A 16658-nucleotide genomic window follows, 5' to 3' on the forward strand; every position below is an offset into this window, starting at 1 on the left:
TTATGAACCTAAGAGCATCTCTACTTTTACTCTTGGCATGGCCTTTTATGGGCTTAGCACAAATGCCCCAACCCAACTCGGCCGAAATTGCCTTGGGCCTCAGCAAATTGAATGTAAAAGGAAGCGTATTGTACATTGCTGCGCATCCCGACGATGAAAATACCCGCCTTTTGGCCTACCTGGCTAAAGAAGTCAAGGTGCGAACCGGCTATTTGTCGCTGACCCGAGGCGATGGCGGACAAAACCTGATCGGCAATGAGCAGGCCGAATTGCTGGGCCTCATCAGAACCCAGGAGCTGTTGGCCGCCCGTCGCATTGATGGGGCGGAACAATTTTTTACCCGGGCCAACGACTTTGGCTTTTCTAAAACACCCGAAGAAAGTTTTCAGATTTGGGGCAAGGAACAAATCTTGGCCGATGTGGTTTGGACCATCAGAAAATTCAGACCCGATGTTATCATTACCCGTTTTCCGGAAGATTCGAGAGCTGGGCATGGACACCATTCGGGTTCGGCCATTTTGGCTCGTGAGGCCTTTAGTGCCGCTGCCGACCCCAAACGTTTTCCAGAACAGCTCAAGTATGTAAAAGTGTGGCAAGCCAAGCGTATCCTTTGGAATACCTTCAACTTTGGAAGTACCAATACCACCGCCCCTGATCAGCTTAAAATAGATGTAGGCCTTTTTAATCCGCTGCTGGGCAAAAGCTACGGCGAAATTGCGGCCATTAGTCGCACCAACCACAAAAGCCAAGGTTTCGGCTCTACTTTGCAGCGTGGCGAGGCCATCGAATATTTTAGTCCAACCGCTGGCGAACCTGCCAAAACAGGCCTGTTTGATGGCATCGATATCCTGGTGCAAGACCAGGCCGTTTTAGCGCTGCTGGCACAAATCCAAAAAAACTATCAGGTTGATGCGCCTTCTAAATCGCTGCCCGAATTGCTCAAGCTCAAAAAACTGTCCCAGGATAAGCCTTTTAACCATCAATTGCTCGATGAACTGATTTTTGCCTGCGCCGGCTTGTGGATTGATGCCAACGCGACCGAGAACACCTATGCTGCCGGCGACAGTGTTGCCGTCAATTATACGGCCATTTACCGCAGTAATGCTTCCATGCCTATAAAGATTATGGTAGGCAATCAATCGCGTCAGCTTGAGCCGAACAAAGCCACTAATCTGGTCTTTAAACTAGCCACCACTAATGATGACCTTACGCAACCTTATTGGCTGGCCGAAAACCATCCGATAGGGCAATATCATATTGCTTCGCAAGATGAGGTGGGTTATCCCGAAAATCCTAAAAAACTGGCGGTAAATACGGTAATTGAACTAGGTGGCGAAAAATTTAACCTGAATACGCCGGTAACTTTTAAATCGACCGACCCCATACGTGGCGAAGTTTACCAAAACCTGGTGATTGCGCCGGCCGTTACGGCTACGCTGAGCGAAAAAGCCTATATTTTTAACGGCAATACGCCCAAAACCATTACCGTACAGCTCAAAAGCTTCCGCAGCAACAGCACGGGCACCATTAAACCTCAACTGCCAGCAGGTTGGCAAAGCAGTCCGGCAGCCATTAACTTTAAGCTCGACAAAAAAGGCGACGAACAGCTAATCAGCTTTACCATTACGCCTGCCGACACCACGACTAGCGGCCAAATCGTCATGGAGCTAAACAACACCAAGGCCAAAGGGCTTAAAACCATCAGCTACGAACATATTCCAAGCATTACGCTCTTTCCAGAAGCCAGTGCACGTTTAGAAAAAGTAGACCTTAAAATGGTGGGCAAACGTATTGCTTACATTGATGGCGCAGGCGATTTGGTTGCCGATGCCCTGAAACAAATCGGCTACGAAGTAACACACCTTAACACCACACAGGTTTTGAACAACGATCTTTCGGCTTTCGATGCCATTGTAACCGGCGTACGTCTTTACAATATCAACGACGAAGCCAAAAGTCTGCAACCCAAATTAATGGCCTATGTACAAAATGGAGGCACTTTGGTGGTTCAATACAATGTAAATACCAATTTAAAGCTAAATAATTTAGGACCATACCCGTTTAAGCTGGCCAACAAACGCGTAACCGACGAAAATGCTCCGGTTAAATTTATTGCGCCAAACCATCCGGCGCTCAACTATCCCAATAAAATTACCGGGAAGGATTTTGAAGGCTGGGTGCAGGAAAGGGGCATTTACTTCGCTACCGATATAGCCCCTCAATATGCCACGATTTTAAGCATGAACGATCCAGGCGAAAGCGCCAGCGATGGTTCTTTGCTGGTAGCCGATTATGGCAAAGGCAAATTCGTTTATACTTCGCTGGTTTTCTTTAGAGAGCTGCCGGCGGGTGTTCCGGGTGCCTATCGCCTATTTGCCAATTTATTAGCTCCAAAACAGCCTTAACATGAAAGAAGAACAAAAAGACCTTCCTCCTTTTGTTAAAACCTGGAAACAGTTCTATGTCTTGCTGGCGGTTTGGTTGCTTGTGCTTATCGCTTTGTTTTACGCCTTTACCCAATATTTTAAATGAGCGCGATAGATTGGATGGTATTGCTGGGCACTTTGTTGCTTATTGTAGGTTACGGCGTTTACAAAAGCCGTGGCGCACAGAGCATGCAGGCCTACCTTTTGGGCAATCAAAGCCTGCCTTGGTATACGGTTTGTCTTTCGGTGATGGCTACACAGGCTAGCGCCATTACCTTTCTTTCGGCACCGGGATTGGCCTATTCGTCGGGCATGAGCTTTGTGCAGTTCTATTTTGGGTTGCCCTTGGCCATGATTGTGCTCTGTATTACTTTCGTTCCGATTTTTCACCGGCTCAAAGTATATACGGCCTACGAATATCTTGAACAACGTTTCGACCTCAAAACAAGGGCGCTCACCGCATTTTTATTTTTGGTACAACGGGGTTTATCGACCGGAATTACCATTTATGCGCCTTCCATCATCCTATCCACCATCCTGAACATCGACACCACCTATACCACACTTTTTATTGGTGGCTTGGTAATTTTTTATACCGTTTACGGTGGCACCAAAGCTGTATCTTATACGCAACTGTTGCAAATGAGCATTATTTTTTGCGGCTTGTTTGCGGCGGGCATTATGGTGGTGCACCTGTTGCCCAACAGCGTAGGCTTTGGCAAGGCTATTTCCATCGCAGGCAAAATGGGCCGTACCAATGCCATCGATTTCCATTTCGATTGGAACAACCAGTACAACGTGTGGAGTGGCCTGATTGGGGGCTTCTTTTTGCAGCTTTCTTATTTCGGAACAGACCAAAGTCAGGTGGGACGTTACCTTACGGGCTCGTCGGTTGGACAAAGCAGACTGGGCCTGCTGATGAATGGTTTGGTTAAAATCCCGATGCAGTTTTTGATTTTATTGATCGGCGTATTGGTTTTTACCTTTTACCAATACAATAAAGCCCCTCTGTTTTTTAACAGTTACGAGCTGAACAAGCTGCAGGAAAGTCCTTACAAAGCCGAACTGCAACAAATCCAATCGGCTTACGACCAAAGTTTCGAAAGCAAGAAAGTAGAGGTGGAGAAATTAGACCGTGCCCTGGCCAACCACGATCAGTCAGCCATCGATCAGCAACGCATAGCGGTAAAAAAGGCAGATGATGAGAGCAAGAAAATCCGCGAGGATTTAAAGGAGCTAATGCTGAAAAACGACAAAAAAGCCAGCACCAACGACAACAACTATATCTTTTTGAGTTTTGTAACGCAATACCTGCCCAAGGGATTGATCGGCTTGCTGATTGCCATCATTTTCCTGGCATCGATGGGCTCTACCGCCAGTGCCTTGAATTCTTTGGCCTCAACCAGTGTGGTCGACATTTACAAAAGGCTCATCAACAAAAATGCCGACGACCAGCAATACGTCAAAGCTTCGCGCTGGGCCACCATTGGCTGGGGCAGCGTCTGCATCCTGATGGCTTTGTATACGAGCAAGATCGGCAACCTGATTGAAGCGGTTAACATTTTGGGTTCGTACATCTACGGTACCATTTTAGGCGTTTTCCTCGTGGCTTTTTACCTGAAAAAAGTACGCGGAATGGCTGTTTTTATCGCTGCGATTTTAGCAGAGTTTATAGTCTGTATTTTGGGCTTTAACGAAGTGGTGGCTTATTTATGGCTAAACGTAATTGGCTGCCTGTTGGTAGTGGCACTGGCTTACCTGATCCAAATTGCCATTAGGGAGAAAAGCACGATAAGCTAAACACCCGCGAAGTTTGGAAGCTTCGCAGGTGTTGGCAAAGGCATTATTTCGAGGCTTGCGCCAAAAGTTCTGAGTTTAAACGAACATACTCGTCGTTCTTGGTTTCGGTAGCAATGGCAATGCCTGCTTTGGCGCTGGCTTGCGCACCGGCCTTATCGCCCATTTTCAATTGCACGCGACCTTTCCATAACTTAACCCAAGGGGCTTTCGGATCGGCTTTTTCGGCTTCGTTCATCCAGCTCAATGCGGTGGCCAGGTCTTTACCGTTTTCATAATAATACTGTGCAGCGGCCATATAAGGCTTTTTGTCGCCTTTCATGGCTTCGGCAATATTGGCCATTACCTGGGCGTCGATTGCGGTGGTGATGTTAATCGCAATTGCCGTATTTTCCCACATGATGTGCAATTGAGCCGCGGTAGGCGTTACATCGGCAAACTGCATGGTAAAGGTTTCTACTTTGCCTTTGGTGGCCATCGGTTTTACTTTTACGCGCAAAACGTCATCAGATTCTTTGTAATCGTAGGCACCCCATTGTTTGGCTGTTTTGTTGAGGATAAATGTCCACTCATTTTTACCCGGAATGGTAAACAAACCGTATTCGCCGGCCGGAACATCTTTGCCTTCAATTTTTACCGCATCGGTAAATTTAATGGTCGTGGCGCTGTTGGCACCGGTACGCCAAACCACATTGTAAGGTTCTAATGCACCGAAAATCTTGCGACCTTTGGTATTTGGTCGCGAATAGGTTAGGGTAATTTTGCCCAAACCAAAGTCTTGCACAATGGTTTGGCCACTGCTGGCCTGAGGCAATTTAATGCCTTGCGCGTTGGCCTGTCCATACAGTCCGATGGCCAGCAAAAGCAACAATGCCGATTTGATTGTAAATTTCATCTCTTTTTTGTTTTAAGTTTTCTGGATAAAATTAAACATATCCCTACACAAAGCGATGTTTGCCAGGCGAATCTTTGTCAGCCAAAAATCAATTCAGCATCAACGGCTACAGCACAGCAGTGAATGCCTTACCTTTGGTTACCATGATCAAACCAAATCCATTGCATAGCCAACAAGAAACCATCAGCATTTTGGGCTGTGGCTGGTACGGCTTGGCTTTGAGTAAAGCCCTGCTTGCCGAAGGCTACCGCGTAAAAGGCTCTACCACCAGCGAAAACAAGTTGAAACTTTTGGAAGAAGCAGGCATTGCGTCTTACCTGATCAACTTTGATGGGCCTACTTTACCTGATCATCAAGATTTCTTTACAAGCGATGTTTTGTTCATCAGCATTCCGCCTAAGCGCAATTTGCCCCAACCCGAAGACTACCTTCGCAAAATGGAAGCTATTAAACTGGCTGCTGAAAAATCGCAGGTGCAACAGGTAGTTTTCATCAGCTCGACAGGGGTATTTGAGGATGGGAATTTTATAGTGGATGAAACTGTTAATCCCCAACCCGACAGCCCAGCGGGAAAGGCCTTGCTGGGCGCAGAAGAACTTTTCAAAAACAGTTTAGCCTTTACCACGACCATTATCCGGTTTGGAGGATTATTTGGTCCCAACAGAAACCTGGCTAAACATTTTGCAGGGCGCAAGGCTATCGCCAATGGCTTGGCACCGATTAACCTCATCCACCTGGACGATTGCATTCAAATTAGCCTCGAACTGATCAAACAAAAAGCATTCGGGCATATTTATCACGGAGTATCGCCCTTTCATCCAAGCCGAGCCGAATTTTACACCCAAGCCTGTTTGGTTAATGGCTTAGAAAGCCCCGAATTTCTGTCGGAAAAAACAGCTTGGAAACAAATAGAGAGCATCAAGCTACCAGCCCAATTAAACTACGTTTTTAAGGTTGCCGATTGGGAACAATGGACAGCAAAAATGGCCGACTAACAACGATTTTGTAGATTTGAGAAGTGAGATAACCTCAAACGCTGATCGCCAATCGCTTAGCGCCTTACACTTACTTGCCTTTAATCCACGTGGCGATATCCGTAACCAACTGTTCAGACACATTCACCGGAACTTGGTATTGCGACATATCTCCCTTGGCCGTTTGCGGGCTTAGCAGATGATTCAGTTCTGGATAAAATTTTAAGCGTACGTTTGGTTTTTTATTCAAAGCCACATTCCACAAGTTGTAGTCGTTTTGGGTAATCTGAAAATCGTTTCCACCCTGTGCGATAAACATACGCTTGGTTAGTTTTTTGGCGGTTTCTATCTGGTTATAATTGTTCAGGTCTATCCAATAAGATGCCGGCAAGCCCAAAATAAGCGAATCGGGTTTCATTTTATCCAGTTTGGTTATCCTGGTCTGTCCTACCGCTTTAAGCACTTCGTCGAGGCTTTTCTTGCTAGCGGCCGTGGTGTCTTTGGCTAGCGAGAACATATAGTTGTTTTGTTCTACGATGACATCGGTTAGCTTTCTCGATGGCGCCGATAGCATGATAATGCCTTTCAGGTCTGGCAACTGGGCACCTAAACGAGGGGCCAGCATGCCACCCAGGCTATGGCCCAGCAGGTAAATATTCTTAAGGTCGGCACCCTTAACTGTTTTGGCTAATGCCACCGCAGCCAAGGCATCGTCGGCTACCTCTTCTTTTACCGTAAAAGCGCCATTAAATTCGCCTGGATAAACCAAAGTACGCTTTACGTAACGCACCGAGGCAATGCCTTTGGCCGCTAAACCAAGTGCAATGTCTTTTAATGGCTTGTTGGGGCCAACGGTTTCGTCCATATCGCTCGGGCCCGAACCATGTACCAATACCACTACCGGAAAATTCACGGCTTTTTTAGGGGTGGTAATAACGGCAGCCAATTGGTGCTTGCCCGAAGTAAGGTAAACTTGTTTTTCGTGATATAAAGTGGTATCTGCGGCGTAAGTTGGCAAAGTATAGGCCGCTGCTTTTGGCGGCATGAAAATACCTACCAGTTTCTCGGTTTTATCAAACACCAACAGAAATTCCTGTTCGTCTTTTTCAAATTGGCCATCGCAGGTTACGGTATAGTAATCGCCCTGCACCTTGCTGCGGATCGGATCGATTGATTTTACGGCACCCAACTTAGTCTTAATATTCGCCCAAAGGTCCTTCAGGTTATCGGCTGTAATTTTAGCCTGCTCCGTTTCAGAAAAAAACTGATGAGCTTCGGTATATTTCTGTGTTTCCAATAGGTCGAAAAACTGGCCCGCCTTACCAAAAAGGCTGATTACATTTTGCGAAAAGGCAACTGTACTGAACAATAAAAACAACGAGAGGGTAAAGATTTTCTTCATAATTCTATGGTGTAGAACCAAAGTTAACAATATTTGCTTCGCATCCTAATCTGGACCACTACGTGTAGAGTTGTGCTGGGCCGAATTTAACATTCTTTAACAAAAAAGCCACTTCCCAATTAGAGAAATGGCTTTAGGTTTTTAGCTGTTTATGTTAAAGCAAAGTGGCTTCGATGGTGATGTTGGTGTTCAACAATTTAGAGATCGGGCAGTTGGCCTTGGCATCGGCAACCAGCTCGTCGAATTTCTCTTTCGACAGGCTATCGGCTTTTACCTTTACCTCTAAATGGATGTTTACGATTTCGCCTTTTTCGGGGTTAAGGTCGACCGTAGCCTTGGTGGTAATTTCGTCGGGCGTAATATTTTCGGCCGAGATGTTGAAGCTCAGTTTCATGGTAAAGCAGCCCGAATGTGCGGCAGCTACCAGTTCTTCGGGGTTGGTTCCTATTCCCTCTTCAAAACGGCTTTTAAAAGAGTATTGGGTTTGGTTCAAGGTGCCACTTTGCGTGGTCAGGGTACCTTTTCCGTCTTTTCCGGTGCCATTCCAAACGGCTGTTGCATTTCTTTTCATATCGATTGTTTTTTTAATAAAGATGATTTCGCGCTCAAATGTTTGCCCCTGCCACTGATCTGACAATAAATTTACCATATTTTCTGCAACTATTTATGCTGGAAATATGCAGCACATTAATATCTTTGTTAATCATCCTTATCCCTAATCAAACGTTGACAACAAGTAATAAGCGATACAAAAAAGTACTGGTTATAGAGGACAACCACGCTATTTTAGACGTGATTACCTTAATTTTGCAGAGCGAGGCCTACAAAGTGTCGGGATTGAGCAAAGGCGGCCACATGATGGAACACATCCAAGCATTTGAGCCGGACATGATGATCCTGGACATTATGCTACCCGATGCCGATGGCCGAGAACTTTTGGAACAGTTGCGCACCAACGAAGCCACAGCGCATATTCCGGTTTTGATGATTTCGGCCAAATATACCGACAAAACCATTCAGCATGGTGCTTATAAACCCAATGGCTTTTTGGCCAAGCCTTTCGATATAGACGAGTTGCTCGACAAGATTGAAGGCATATTGGCGGGCAAAACCTATTAGTTTTTTCGCTGGTTCATTTTCCGTAACTTAGGTTAATGAATCATCCCAACCAACAATTAATCGAGCATTTTTATACTTGCTTTAAGCGCAAGGATTACAAAGGCATGCAGGCTTGCTATGCCGATAATGCTGTTTTTAGCGATCCCGTATTTCAAAACCTCAATGCCGAACAGGTAAAGGCCATGTGGGAAATGCTGCTGTCGAGAGCGAAGGACTTTAACATCGAATTTAGCGAAGTAAGTGCTGATGATGGCCATGGAAAGGCACATTGGGATGCTTATTATGTCTTTTCTTCCACCGGACGCAACGTGGTAAACCGCATCAATGCCAGTTTTGAATTGGCTGATGGCAAGATAGTCAAACATACCGACAAGTTCGATTTTTATACCTGGGCCAGGCAGGCGCTGGGTTTTAGCGGCTGGTTGTTGGGCTGGACAGGCTATCTGCATCAAAAAGTAAGGGAGCAAGCCATGGACAACCTGAACAAGTTTATGGCGAGTAAATAACCTATGGCCTTTTAACCACCTCAGAAACCTTAGTCTGTAACTATCTCTTTTGTCTTAGGTGTCTAAGGTGGTAAACCTTTTTCTAGCTTAACTTTTCAAGTAACAAGGCAACCTTAAAGCAAGCTATGGACAACGCCTGAGCAAGTTTATGGCGAGTAAATAGCTTATGGGGTTTCACCACCTAAGAAACCTTAGTCTGTAAATGTCTCTTTTTGTCTTAGGCGTCTAAGGTGGTAAACCTTTTTCTAGCTTGGCTTTTCAAGTAACAAGGCAACCTTAAAGCAAGCTATGGACAACGCCTGAGCAAGTTTATGGCGAGTAAATAGTTTATGGGGTTTCACCGCCTAAGAAACCCTAGCCTGTAAATGTCTCTTTTTGCCTTAGGCGTCTAAGGTGGTAAAACCTTTTCCAGCTTGGCTTTTCAAGTAACAAGGCAACCTTAAAGATTTATAACCAGCAAATCGTTTATAGGGTTTCACTACCTCAGAAATCTTAGCCTGTAAATGTCTCTTTTTGTCTTAGGTGTCTAAGGTGGTAAACCTTCTATCTTAATTTTTCGATTAATGAGATTACATCAAGCTGTTGTTGTTCGCCGCTTTTCATGTCTTTGAGTGTAAGTAGGCCACTTTGCATTTCATCTGCACCAATTAAGATCACAAAAGGAATATTTTTCGAATCGGCATAGCCCAATTGCTTTTTAAGCTTGGCCGCCGATGGATAAAGCTCGGCAGCTACACCTGCAGCCCTTAGTTGTTGCAAAATAGGCAAAGCAAATAATTCGGCTGCTTCATCAAAGTTGCTAATTAGTACTTTGGTACCTTGCGCAGCAGTTTCAGGGAAAAGATTTAATTCTTCGAGAACATCGTAAATACGGTCGGCACCAAAAGAGATGCCTACGCCAGTGAGGTCTTTTAAACCAAACATACCTGTCAGGTCGTCGTAACGGCCACCACCGCCAATGCTGCCCATGGCTACTTCGTTGGTTTTAACCTCGAAAATACAGCCGGTATAGTAGTTTAGACCTCGAGCTAAAGTGATGTCTAATTCGAGTACTGTTGATAAGGCCACGCTATTGGTTGTCAGTTTGGCTACATAATTGAAAACCGTTTCGATTTCTTCGATACCCTTTAGGCCTGTGGCCGAATTGGCCAACACTTTTTTCAGGCTCTCCAGCTTCTCCACGTTCGAACCTTCCAATAAAATCACCGGTTTTAATTGCTCGATATCAGATTCGGTAAAGCCACGCTCCAACAATTCTTTACTTACGCCATCCAAACCGATTTTGTCGAGCTTATCAATAGCCACGGTCATGTCGACAATCAGTTCCGGCTTGCCAATAATTTCGGCTATACCCGACAGGATTTTACGGTTGTTGATTTTGATGTTAAAGTCTTTCAAGCCCAAGCTGCTTAACGCTTCATGATAGATGAGCACAAACTCAGCCTCGTTCAACAACGATGGCGAACCCACTACATCGGCATCACATTGGTAAAATTCGCGGTAACGCCCTTTTTGGGGCCTATCGGCACGCCAAACCGGCTGTACCTGAAAGCGTTTGAAAGGAAAGGCGATATCGTTTTGGTGCATCACTACGTAGCGGGCAAAAGGCACCGTCAGATCGTAGCGGAGGGCTTTTTCAGAAATTTTTGAAGTGGCCAGCTGCGAGTTTTTATTGGCCAACAACTGTTCGTCTACCTTAGCCAAAAAATCACCACTGTTTAAGATTTTGAAGATGAGCTTATCGCCTTCGTCGCCATACTTACCGGTTAAAGTAGCCAGGTTTTCCATGCTCGGTGTTTGTATTTCGGCATAGCCATATTTCTTGAATACGGTTTTAATGGTATCGAAAATATAGTTGCGTTTCACCATCTCCTGTGGCGAAAAATCCCTGGTTCCTTTGGGTAGGCTTGGCTTGGTAATAGACATGTCGCAAAAGTACGAAAACAGAGTCAATAGTCCATAGTCATTAAGACTAAAGACCAAAGCTTAAAGACTAAAGGCCAAAGCCGGTTTTCAGTCGACAGTTAGCCGTTGGCCAGGGACACTTGCGAAGTCTTAAAGACTTCGCAAGTGTTGTCGCAAAACTACTGCTTCGCCGCCCAGGCATCCATTTTGGCTTCGAAAACGCTCAACGGCAACGAGCCGTCTTTAAGCACTTCGGTATGGAAAGCCGATAGTTTGAATTTAGCGCCCAATTCCTTTTCATATTTGCTTCTCAATTCCCGTATTTTCATGGCCCCGATTTTATAGCCCAAGGCTTGTGCAGGGATACCCATGTAGCGCTCAATTTCGGCAGTGGCTCCTTCTTCGCTAATGGCCTCGTTGTCCATCATGTATTTAATGGCCTGCTCGCGGGTCATGTTTTTGGTATGGATGGCCACATCAACCACCAAACGGATGGCACGGTGCATTTCGTCGCCCAAGGCACCCATGTGCTGGTAAGGATCTTGGTAAAGCCCCAACTCCTTGCCTAGCGACTCGCAATACAAGGCCCAGCCTTCCACATAGGCATTGTGGAAACCAAACCTGCGGAATTTTGGCAAAGAAGTATTTTCTTGGGTAAGCGAAATCTGATAATGGTGACCCGGAATAGCTTCATGCAAAAACAGCGATTCCATGCCCGAAGTGGTATTGAATTTCTTAGCATCTAAAATAGGCACATAAAATATACCCGGACGTTTGCCATCGGCCGAGCCCTGGTTGTATTCGGCACTGGCCGAAGCCGCCCTAAAAGCCTCGGTCTGCCTGATTTCGAAAGGCGTTTTAGGCTCGTGATCGAACATTTTTTTCAGGTTTGGCTTCATGCGCTCGTGAATGTTCTCGAAAGCATCCAATACCTCTTTTGGTGTTTTGTAAGGCATAAATTTAGGGTCGGTTTTCATGTATTCGAAAAAGGCCTTCAAATCGCCTTTAAAACCTACCAAATTTTTGATGCTGTCCATTTGGCCTTTAATCCTGGCTACTTCCTTTAAGCCTGTCTGATAAATCTCTTCGGGCGTTTTGTTGGTGGTCGTTTGCTGCCTCACCAGATATTCGTACCAGGCTTTGCCTCCTGGCAGTGCCGAAAGTCCAGCAGTGGTTCTTGCCTTTGGCAGGTATTCGTTTTGCAGGAAATCGCCCAGCTTTTTATAGGTTGGTACGATTACGTTGGTGATGGCCTGTTTGTATTCTTCGGTAATTTTCTTTTTGTCGGCTTCGCTAAAATCCTTTGGCATCAGTTTTACCGGCCCATAAAACAAGCTCTGCTCAGGATTGGCCACAACCATGCTCTGCATTTGCGGAATCATTTTAACCACCAGGGCTTTAGGGAGCACAATGCCTGTCTGCATTCCTTTTTTGAAGTTGCCAATGGCCGTATCGGCCCATACCGAAAAGGCCGAAACCCTTTTCAGCCAATCGGCGTAATCCTTTACCGTTTTAAAAGGCTGTGCGCTCGTTCCCGAACCAAACTGGCCGATGGTTAACGGCAGGGCGAACATCTGGTTAAAAGGCAAATACTCTTGGTGGTATTTAAAGCCTTCGATATTCATGTTGAGCTGGTCTTTCAAAAAATCGTAAGACAGCTTGTCGTTATCGTTCAGTTTTTCGCGGTCGTAGTGGCCCAAACTATCCAAAAAGCGTTCGTTGAATTTTTTCGATTCGGCAATAAAAGCCTCTGAACCCGTGTTGGGCAGCAAATCGTTGTAGCGGTCGTCGCCGGCAAAGGTGGCGTCCAAAGGCGATAGTTTAAGGCCTTCCTGATAATACTGCTCGCAAAGCGCAGCAAAGTTCTTGTTTTCGGCATTGCCTGTCGCTTGGCCTGATGGCTTGCAGGCATGGAGTGCGCCAATAGCCACAAGGGCGATGGCTAATCTTTTGTTTATCAATTTCATTTGGTGTAGGATTGGTTATTTACAAACTAATTTACTGCTTTCGGTTTACATTATCCAAGTAACGTTGTTGTAGGTGTTTTTCGCCAACATGGCCTTACTTTCTCAACGGCAATCGTTTTCGGTAGCTGAGTTGGCGCCAAATCCATTCGATAGGGCCATAGTTATAGCGCGATAGCCACCAATGGCTCAAATATACCTGTACCGTATACACCACTATGGCCAGCAACAAATAAAACCAAATAGGCATCGAATTAAATATACCTAAGCCGAAACCAGAAAAAACAAGCATCCCGATGAGGTTCTGCACCATGTAATTGGTCAGCGTCATTTTACCCATAATGGCCAGACTGGCAAAAAAACGGTTGCACTTGCCCGCCACATACAGCCAACAAATAGCCGAACTAATGAAAAGCATGGTGCTCAGTACCACCCAATAAGTAATATTATAGTAACGGTTCAGCATATTCCATTTAAGGTGCTGATCCAGTATCAAAATGGCCATGAACAACAAGCTGGCTCCCAGCGAAATCCAGAAAGCTTTTTTAACGTATTTTACCTTGGTGGCTAATTGGCTGAAAAAGTTGATGCGATAGAGCGTAAAGCCCCAAAGGAAACAGCAAAACATAACCACATGCACGGTGTACAAATAAGGTTTGCTGATCATCTGCGCCAAATAGGTGCCTTTTAGCCCAAAATAAAGCACATCCAAGAGGTTGTGGCTTTGATAGAGGGGAAGTATAGCCGTCATGTGTTTCCAGCCACTATCGCCCAGCGAGTGGATAAAAGAATTTAAACCAGGAATAATCAGTAGCAAGATGATGCTGACCGTAAAGCTAGTTTTGGCCGAGCTACGGTAAAACAACAGGAGCAACAATCCCAGGAGTGCATAATCCTTTAAAATATCGCCAAAAAAGATAGCACTGTTTATAAATGCAAGCACCAATAACCAGAACATCCGCCCTGCAAAAAAGCCATAAGGATTATGCCCTTTGTTGCTTACATTGTTCATTAAAACCGCAAAGCCATAGCCAAAAAGCATGCTGAGCATGGTCCACGATTTGGCAGCGAAAACAAAGCCTGCGGTATACATGATGATGTTGGTCAGCAGATCGGGCTTAAAAGTTTCCCAGTTTCTGCCAATGGTAAAGAAATCGTAATAGTTCATGAGCACTACGCCGAAAAGCGCCCATCCTCTTAATATATCAACAATTACGGTGCGCTGGCTAAGCTGGAGGGATTGGCTGGAAAGGTCGTTCATCTTCAATAGGTTGATTAACCTAAAGATAATGTTTTTCGGGTCAAATTGCCCAACCCGGTTTATAGCTCTTTGGTAAACCGATCAAGCGCTTTGAGGATGCTTGGCATTCGATAGGGGCCCGAAAGCTGCCTAATTTGCTCGGCGGCCTTATCCAATTCCATTCCAATAGCCGTTATAAAAATCGGTTTTTGGCTTTCGCCTCTTAGCAAGGCTCGTTTGTTTTTTTGGAGGGTTGCGAAATTAGATTTGGCCACACCAATAACAGGAATGTTTTTGTGGAGGCTTTCGAACAAATAGGCGCCTAGGCCAGGCTTGTTTTCATCGTCGAGGTACACAAAACCATCTACAATGATGGCTTCAACCGTTTGGCAGTCTATTTTGCTGAGCAGGCTTAAAATACAGGGCAGTTCTCTTTTGTAAAAGGCGCCCGATTCGTATTCGGCTATATTTTCGAGCGTTTCGGTATACACCTCGAATTTTTCGCTGGCACTCCAATCTTCAAAAGCCACGCACACGGTTTTGCCTTTATCGTCAAAATAATAGGTATCGAAAGCTAAAATCATCTGGTTCTCTCTTTGTCAGCTATTCCATTAATTTCTGGGGTAAGCGGTTAAAGATATTAAATTTTGAGCAAGGCCTTCTGAGCTTCCGGCCAATCCAGCCAACAAAAAAAGCCACCTTTTCAGGTAGCCTTTTACTATTTTAGATTGTCGCTCCAAAACTTTGTGGACAATACGTTTCTGATTTTAAACCAACAATCTTACCGGTTCTTCCAGCAACGATTTTAAGGTTTGCAAGAAAGCGGCACCAGTAGCGCCATCAACCACACGGTGATCGCAGCTTAGGGTTACTTTCATGATGTTTCCTGGAACCACTGCACCGTTTTTAACTACCGGCACCTGCGAAATGCCACTTACGGCCAAGATACAAGCATTTGGTGTATTGATAATGGCTGTAAACTCGTCAACGCCAAACATACCCAAGTTAGAGATGGTAAAGGTAGAGCCTTCCATTTCTGCAGGTTGCAGTTTTTTGGCTTTGGCTTTTCCGGCAAAGTCTTTTACTTCGGCAGAGATATGGCTCAACGATTTGCCATCGGCGAAACGGATTACCGGAACCAATAAACCTTCGTCAACTGCAACGGCTACGCCAATGTGTACGTGTTCGTTGGTACGGATGGTATCGCCTTGGAACGACGAGTTAATGGCAGGGTGTTGTTTCAGGGCAATAGCCACAGCTTTTACCACTAAGTCGTTGAAAGAGATTTTAACCGGAGCAAAATCGTTCATTTTGGCACGGGCTGCAATAGCCTGATCCATGTCGATGCTCATGGTTACATAGAAATGCGGTGCGGTAAACAAGCTTTCAGACAAACGTCTGCTGATGGCCTTGCGCATTTGCGTAACTGGTCTTTCGCTGAATTTCTCTTCGCCAACAAAAGTAGGGATCGCCGGAGCTGCACTTGCGGCAGGAGCGCTTTGGTCTTTCGATTTGGCACTTTCTGCTTGGCTTGGCTTGAAGTTTTCTACGTCTTTTTTGATGATACGACCGCCTTCTGCGCTACCCGCAACCTGGCTTAAGTCGATACCTTTATCTTTTGCAATTTTCTTAGCCAATGGCGACGCAATGATACGGCCACCGTTAGCGTTTGAAACGGCTTGTGCTTTTTCTTCTGTTTGAGGGGCTTCGGCTGCTTTTGGTGCATCAGCTGCTGCGCTGGCTGCTTTCGCAGGAGCATCGCCTTGAGTCAAAATCCCAGAAATATCTGTTCCCTCTGGACCAACAATAGCAATAATGCCGTTTACTTTGGCGGCTTCGCCTTTGTTTACGCCAATGTGCAACAAAGTACCGGTAGCGTAACCCATTACCTCCATCGTAGCCTTATCGGTTTCTACGTCGGCCAGGATATCGTCGTCTTTTACTTTATCGCCTACTTTTTTATGCCACTCGGCAATTACGCCTTCGGTCATGGTATCGCTCAACAAAGGCATGCGGATTACCGTAACGCCTTTTTTGCTCAATTCTTCTTCGCTTAAGCCACCGCCTTGGGCTGGTGCTTCGGCTTTGGCTTCTTCTTTTGGAGCCTCGGCTTTAGGCGCATCTGCTTTTGCATTGCCTCCTTCGGCTTCCAGGGCAGCTTTGTAGTCTTCGCCTTCCTTGCCAATAACGGCAATTACCGCGTCGATTGGAACAGCTTTGCCTTCTTCAACTCCGATGTATAATAATGTTCCATCCCAATAGGATTCTAGGTCCATGGTTGCCTTATCGGTTTCCACTTCGGCCAAAACATCGCCGCTTTTTACTTTATCGCCTACTTTTTTATGCCACTTTGCCATTACCCCTTCGGTCATGGTGTCGCTCATCTTAGGCATTCTTACTATATCAGCCATCTATATAAATCTAATGAAA

General features: G+C 45.5%; 14 protein-coding genes. 6 read left to right on the forward strand and 8 right to left on the reverse strand.

All coding sequences use genetic code 11. The features are described 5' to 3' along the window. Window positions 1–2: 2 nt before the first annotated feature. The 3 genes from VRU48_RS13880 to VRU48_RS13890 are packed head-to-tail and all read left to right on the forward strand — an operon-like array spanning window position 3 to window position 4226. Window positions 3–2405: a PIG-L family deacetylase gene (locus VRU48_RS13880; protein ID WP_330108516.1), complete on the forward strand. Its 2403-nt coding sequence runs from the start codon at window positions 3–5 to the stop codon at window positions 2403–2405. 1 nt (window position 2406) lies between these two features. Then, a complete protein-coding gene (locus VRU48_RS13885) occupies window positions 2407–2532 on the forward strand; it encodes a hypothetical protein (RefSeq protein ID WP_330108517.1) in 126 nt (41 codons plus the stop codon). Next, on the forward strand, window positions 2529–4226 hold the full coding sequence (locus VRU48_RS13890) for a sodium:solute symporter family protein (RefSeq protein WP_330108518.1): 1698 nt from the start codon (window positions 2529–2531) through the stop codon (window positions 4224–4226). Before VRU48_RS13885 ends, VRU48_RS13890 begins: the two co-directional genes overlap by 4 nt. A 43-nt stretch (window positions 4227–4269) precedes the next feature. On the opposite strand, the gene VRU48_RS13895 is transcribed toward VRU48_RS13890, so the two are convergent. Beyond that, a complete protein-coding gene (locus VRU48_RS13895) occupies window positions 4270–5118 on the reverse strand; it encodes a DUF2911 domain-containing protein (RefSeq protein WP_330108519.1) in 849 nt (282 codons plus the stop codon). Between the two features lie 74 nt (window positions 5119–5192). Between VRU48_RS13895 and VRU48_RS13900 the strand changes: the two genes are divergently transcribed. Beyond that, entirely contained in the window at window positions 5193–6113 is a 921-nt protein-coding gene (locus VRU48_RS13900) for a Rossmann-fold NAD(P)-binding domain-containing protein (protein ID WP_330108520.1), read from the forward strand. A gap of 70 nt (window positions 6114–6183) precedes the next feature. Here VRU48_RS13900 and VRU48_RS13905 read toward each other — a convergent pair whose 3' ends face one another. Next, window positions 6184–7494, reverse strand: coding sequence for a DUF3887 domain-containing protein (locus VRU48_RS13905; RefSeq protein ID WP_330108521.1), 1311 nt, complete (start codon window positions 7492–7494; stop codon window positions 6184–6186). Window positions 7495–7648: 154 nt separating this feature from the next. Then, entirely contained in the window at window positions 7649–8065 is a 417-nt protein-coding gene (locus VRU48_RS13910) for an OsmC family protein (RefSeq protein ID WP_330108522.1), read from the reverse strand. A 155-nt stretch (window positions 8066–8220) separates the two neighbouring features. On the opposite strand from VRU48_RS13910, the gene VRU48_RS13915 reads away from it, so the two are divergent. Both VRU48_RS13915 and VRU48_RS13920 read left to right on the forward strand, forming a co-directional pair. Beyond that, a complete protein-coding gene (locus VRU48_RS13915; RefSeq protein ID WP_330108523.1) occupies window positions 8221–8613 on the forward strand; it encodes a response regulator transcription factor in 393 nt (130 codons plus the stop codon). A gap of 35 nt (window positions 8614–8648) precedes the next feature. Then, window positions 8649–9119 carry a nuclear transport factor 2 family protein gene (locus VRU48_RS13920; RefSeq protein ID WP_330108524.1) on the forward strand — a complete coding sequence of 157 codons (471 nt, stop codon included), beginning with the start codon at window positions 8649–8651 and terminating at the stop codon, window positions 9117–9119. A gap of 543 nt (window positions 9120–9662) precedes the next feature. Here VRU48_RS13920 and hisS read toward each other — a convergent pair. The 5 genes from hisS to VRU48_RS13945 all read right to left on the reverse strand — a co-directional run bounded on the left by hisS (window position 9663) and on the right by VRU48_RS13945 (window position 16639). Next, window positions 9663–11045 carry a histidine--tRNA ligase gene (gene hisS / locus VRU48_RS13925; protein ID WP_330108525.1) on the reverse strand — a complete coding sequence of 461 codons (1383 nt, stop codon included), beginning with the start codon at window positions 11043–11045 and terminating at the stop codon, window positions 9663–9665. A gap of 158 nt (window positions 11046–11203) precedes the next feature. Continuing rightward, window positions 11204–12991, reverse strand: a complete 1788-nt coding sequence (locus VRU48_RS13930; RefSeq protein ID WP_330108526.1) for a DUF885 domain-containing protein — start codon at window positions 12989–12991, stop codon at window positions 11204–11206. A 94-nt stretch (window positions 12992–13085) separates the two neighbouring features. Next, the gene (locus VRU48_RS13935; protein ID WP_330108527.1) at window positions 13086–14249 is read right to left on the reverse strand and encodes a DUF418 domain-containing protein; all 1164 of its coding nucleotides are present in this window, start codon (window positions 14247–14249) and stop codon (window positions 13086–13088) included. Window positions 14250–14308: 59 nt separating this feature from the next. After that, entirely contained in the window at window positions 14309–14812 is a 504-nt protein-coding gene (locus tag VRU48_RS13940) for an endonuclease V (protein WP_330108528.1), read from the reverse strand. Between the two features lie 183 nt (window positions 14813–14995). Beyond that, the gene (locus tag VRU48_RS13945; protein WP_330108529.1) at window positions 14996–16639 is read right to left on the reverse strand and encodes a dihydrolipoamide acetyltransferase family protein; all 1644 of its coding nucleotides are present in this window, start codon (window positions 16637–16639) and stop codon (window positions 14996–14998) included. Window positions 16640–16658: the final 19 nt, after the last annotated feature.

This window comes from Pedobacter albus, assembly GCF_036324255.1.
GTDB lineage: Bacteria > Bacteroidota > Bacteroidia > Sphingobacteriales > Sphingobacteriaceae > Pedobacter > Pedobacter albus.

Coding starts and splice junctions, on each gene's coding strand:
- VRU48_RS13880 (WP_330108516.1), top strand. CDS start 3: ATGAACCTAAGAGCATCTCTACTTTTACTCTTGGCATGGCCTTTTATG.
- VRU48_RS13885 (WP_330108517.1), top strand. CDS start 2,407: ATGAAAGAAGAACAAAAAGACCTTCCTCCTTTTGTTAAAACCTGGAAA.
- VRU48_RS13890 (WP_330108518.1), top strand. CDS start 2,529: ATGAGCGCGATAGATTGGATGGTATTGCTGGGCACTTTGTTGCTTATT.
- VRU48_RS13895 (WP_330108519.1), bottom strand. CDS start 5,118: ATGAAATTTACAATCAAATCGGCATTGTTGCTTTTGCTGGCCATCGGA.
- VRU48_RS13905 (WP_330108521.1), bottom strand. CDS start 7,494: ATGAAGAAAATCTTTACCCTCTCGTTGTTTTTATTGTTCAGTACAGTT.
- VRU48_RS13910 (WP_330108522.1), bottom strand. CDS start 8,065: ATGAAAAGAAATGCAACAGCCGTTTGGAATGGCACCGGAAAAGACGGA.
- VRU48_RS13920 (WP_330108524.1), top strand. CDS start 8,649: ATGAATCATCCCAACCAACAATTAATCGAGCATTTTTATACTTGCTTT.
- hisS (WP_330108525.1), bottom strand. CDS start 11,045: ATGTCTATTACCAAGCCAAGCCTACCCAAAGGAACCAGGGATTTTTCG.
- VRU48_RS13930 (WP_330108526.1), bottom strand. CDS start 12,991: ATGAAATTGATAAACAAAAGATTAGCCATCGCCCTTGTGGCTATTGGC.
- VRU48_RS13935 (WP_330108527.1), bottom strand. CDS start 14,249: ATGAACGACCTTTCCAGCCAATCCCTCCAGCTTAGCCAGCGCACCGTA.
- VRU48_RS13940 (WP_330108528.1), bottom strand. CDS start 14,812: ATGATTTTAGCTTTCGATACCTATTATTTTGACGATAAAGGCAAAACC.
- VRU48_RS13945 (WP_330108529.1), bottom strand. CDS start 16,639: ATGGCTGATATAGTAAGAATGCCTAAGATGAGCGACACCATGACCGAA.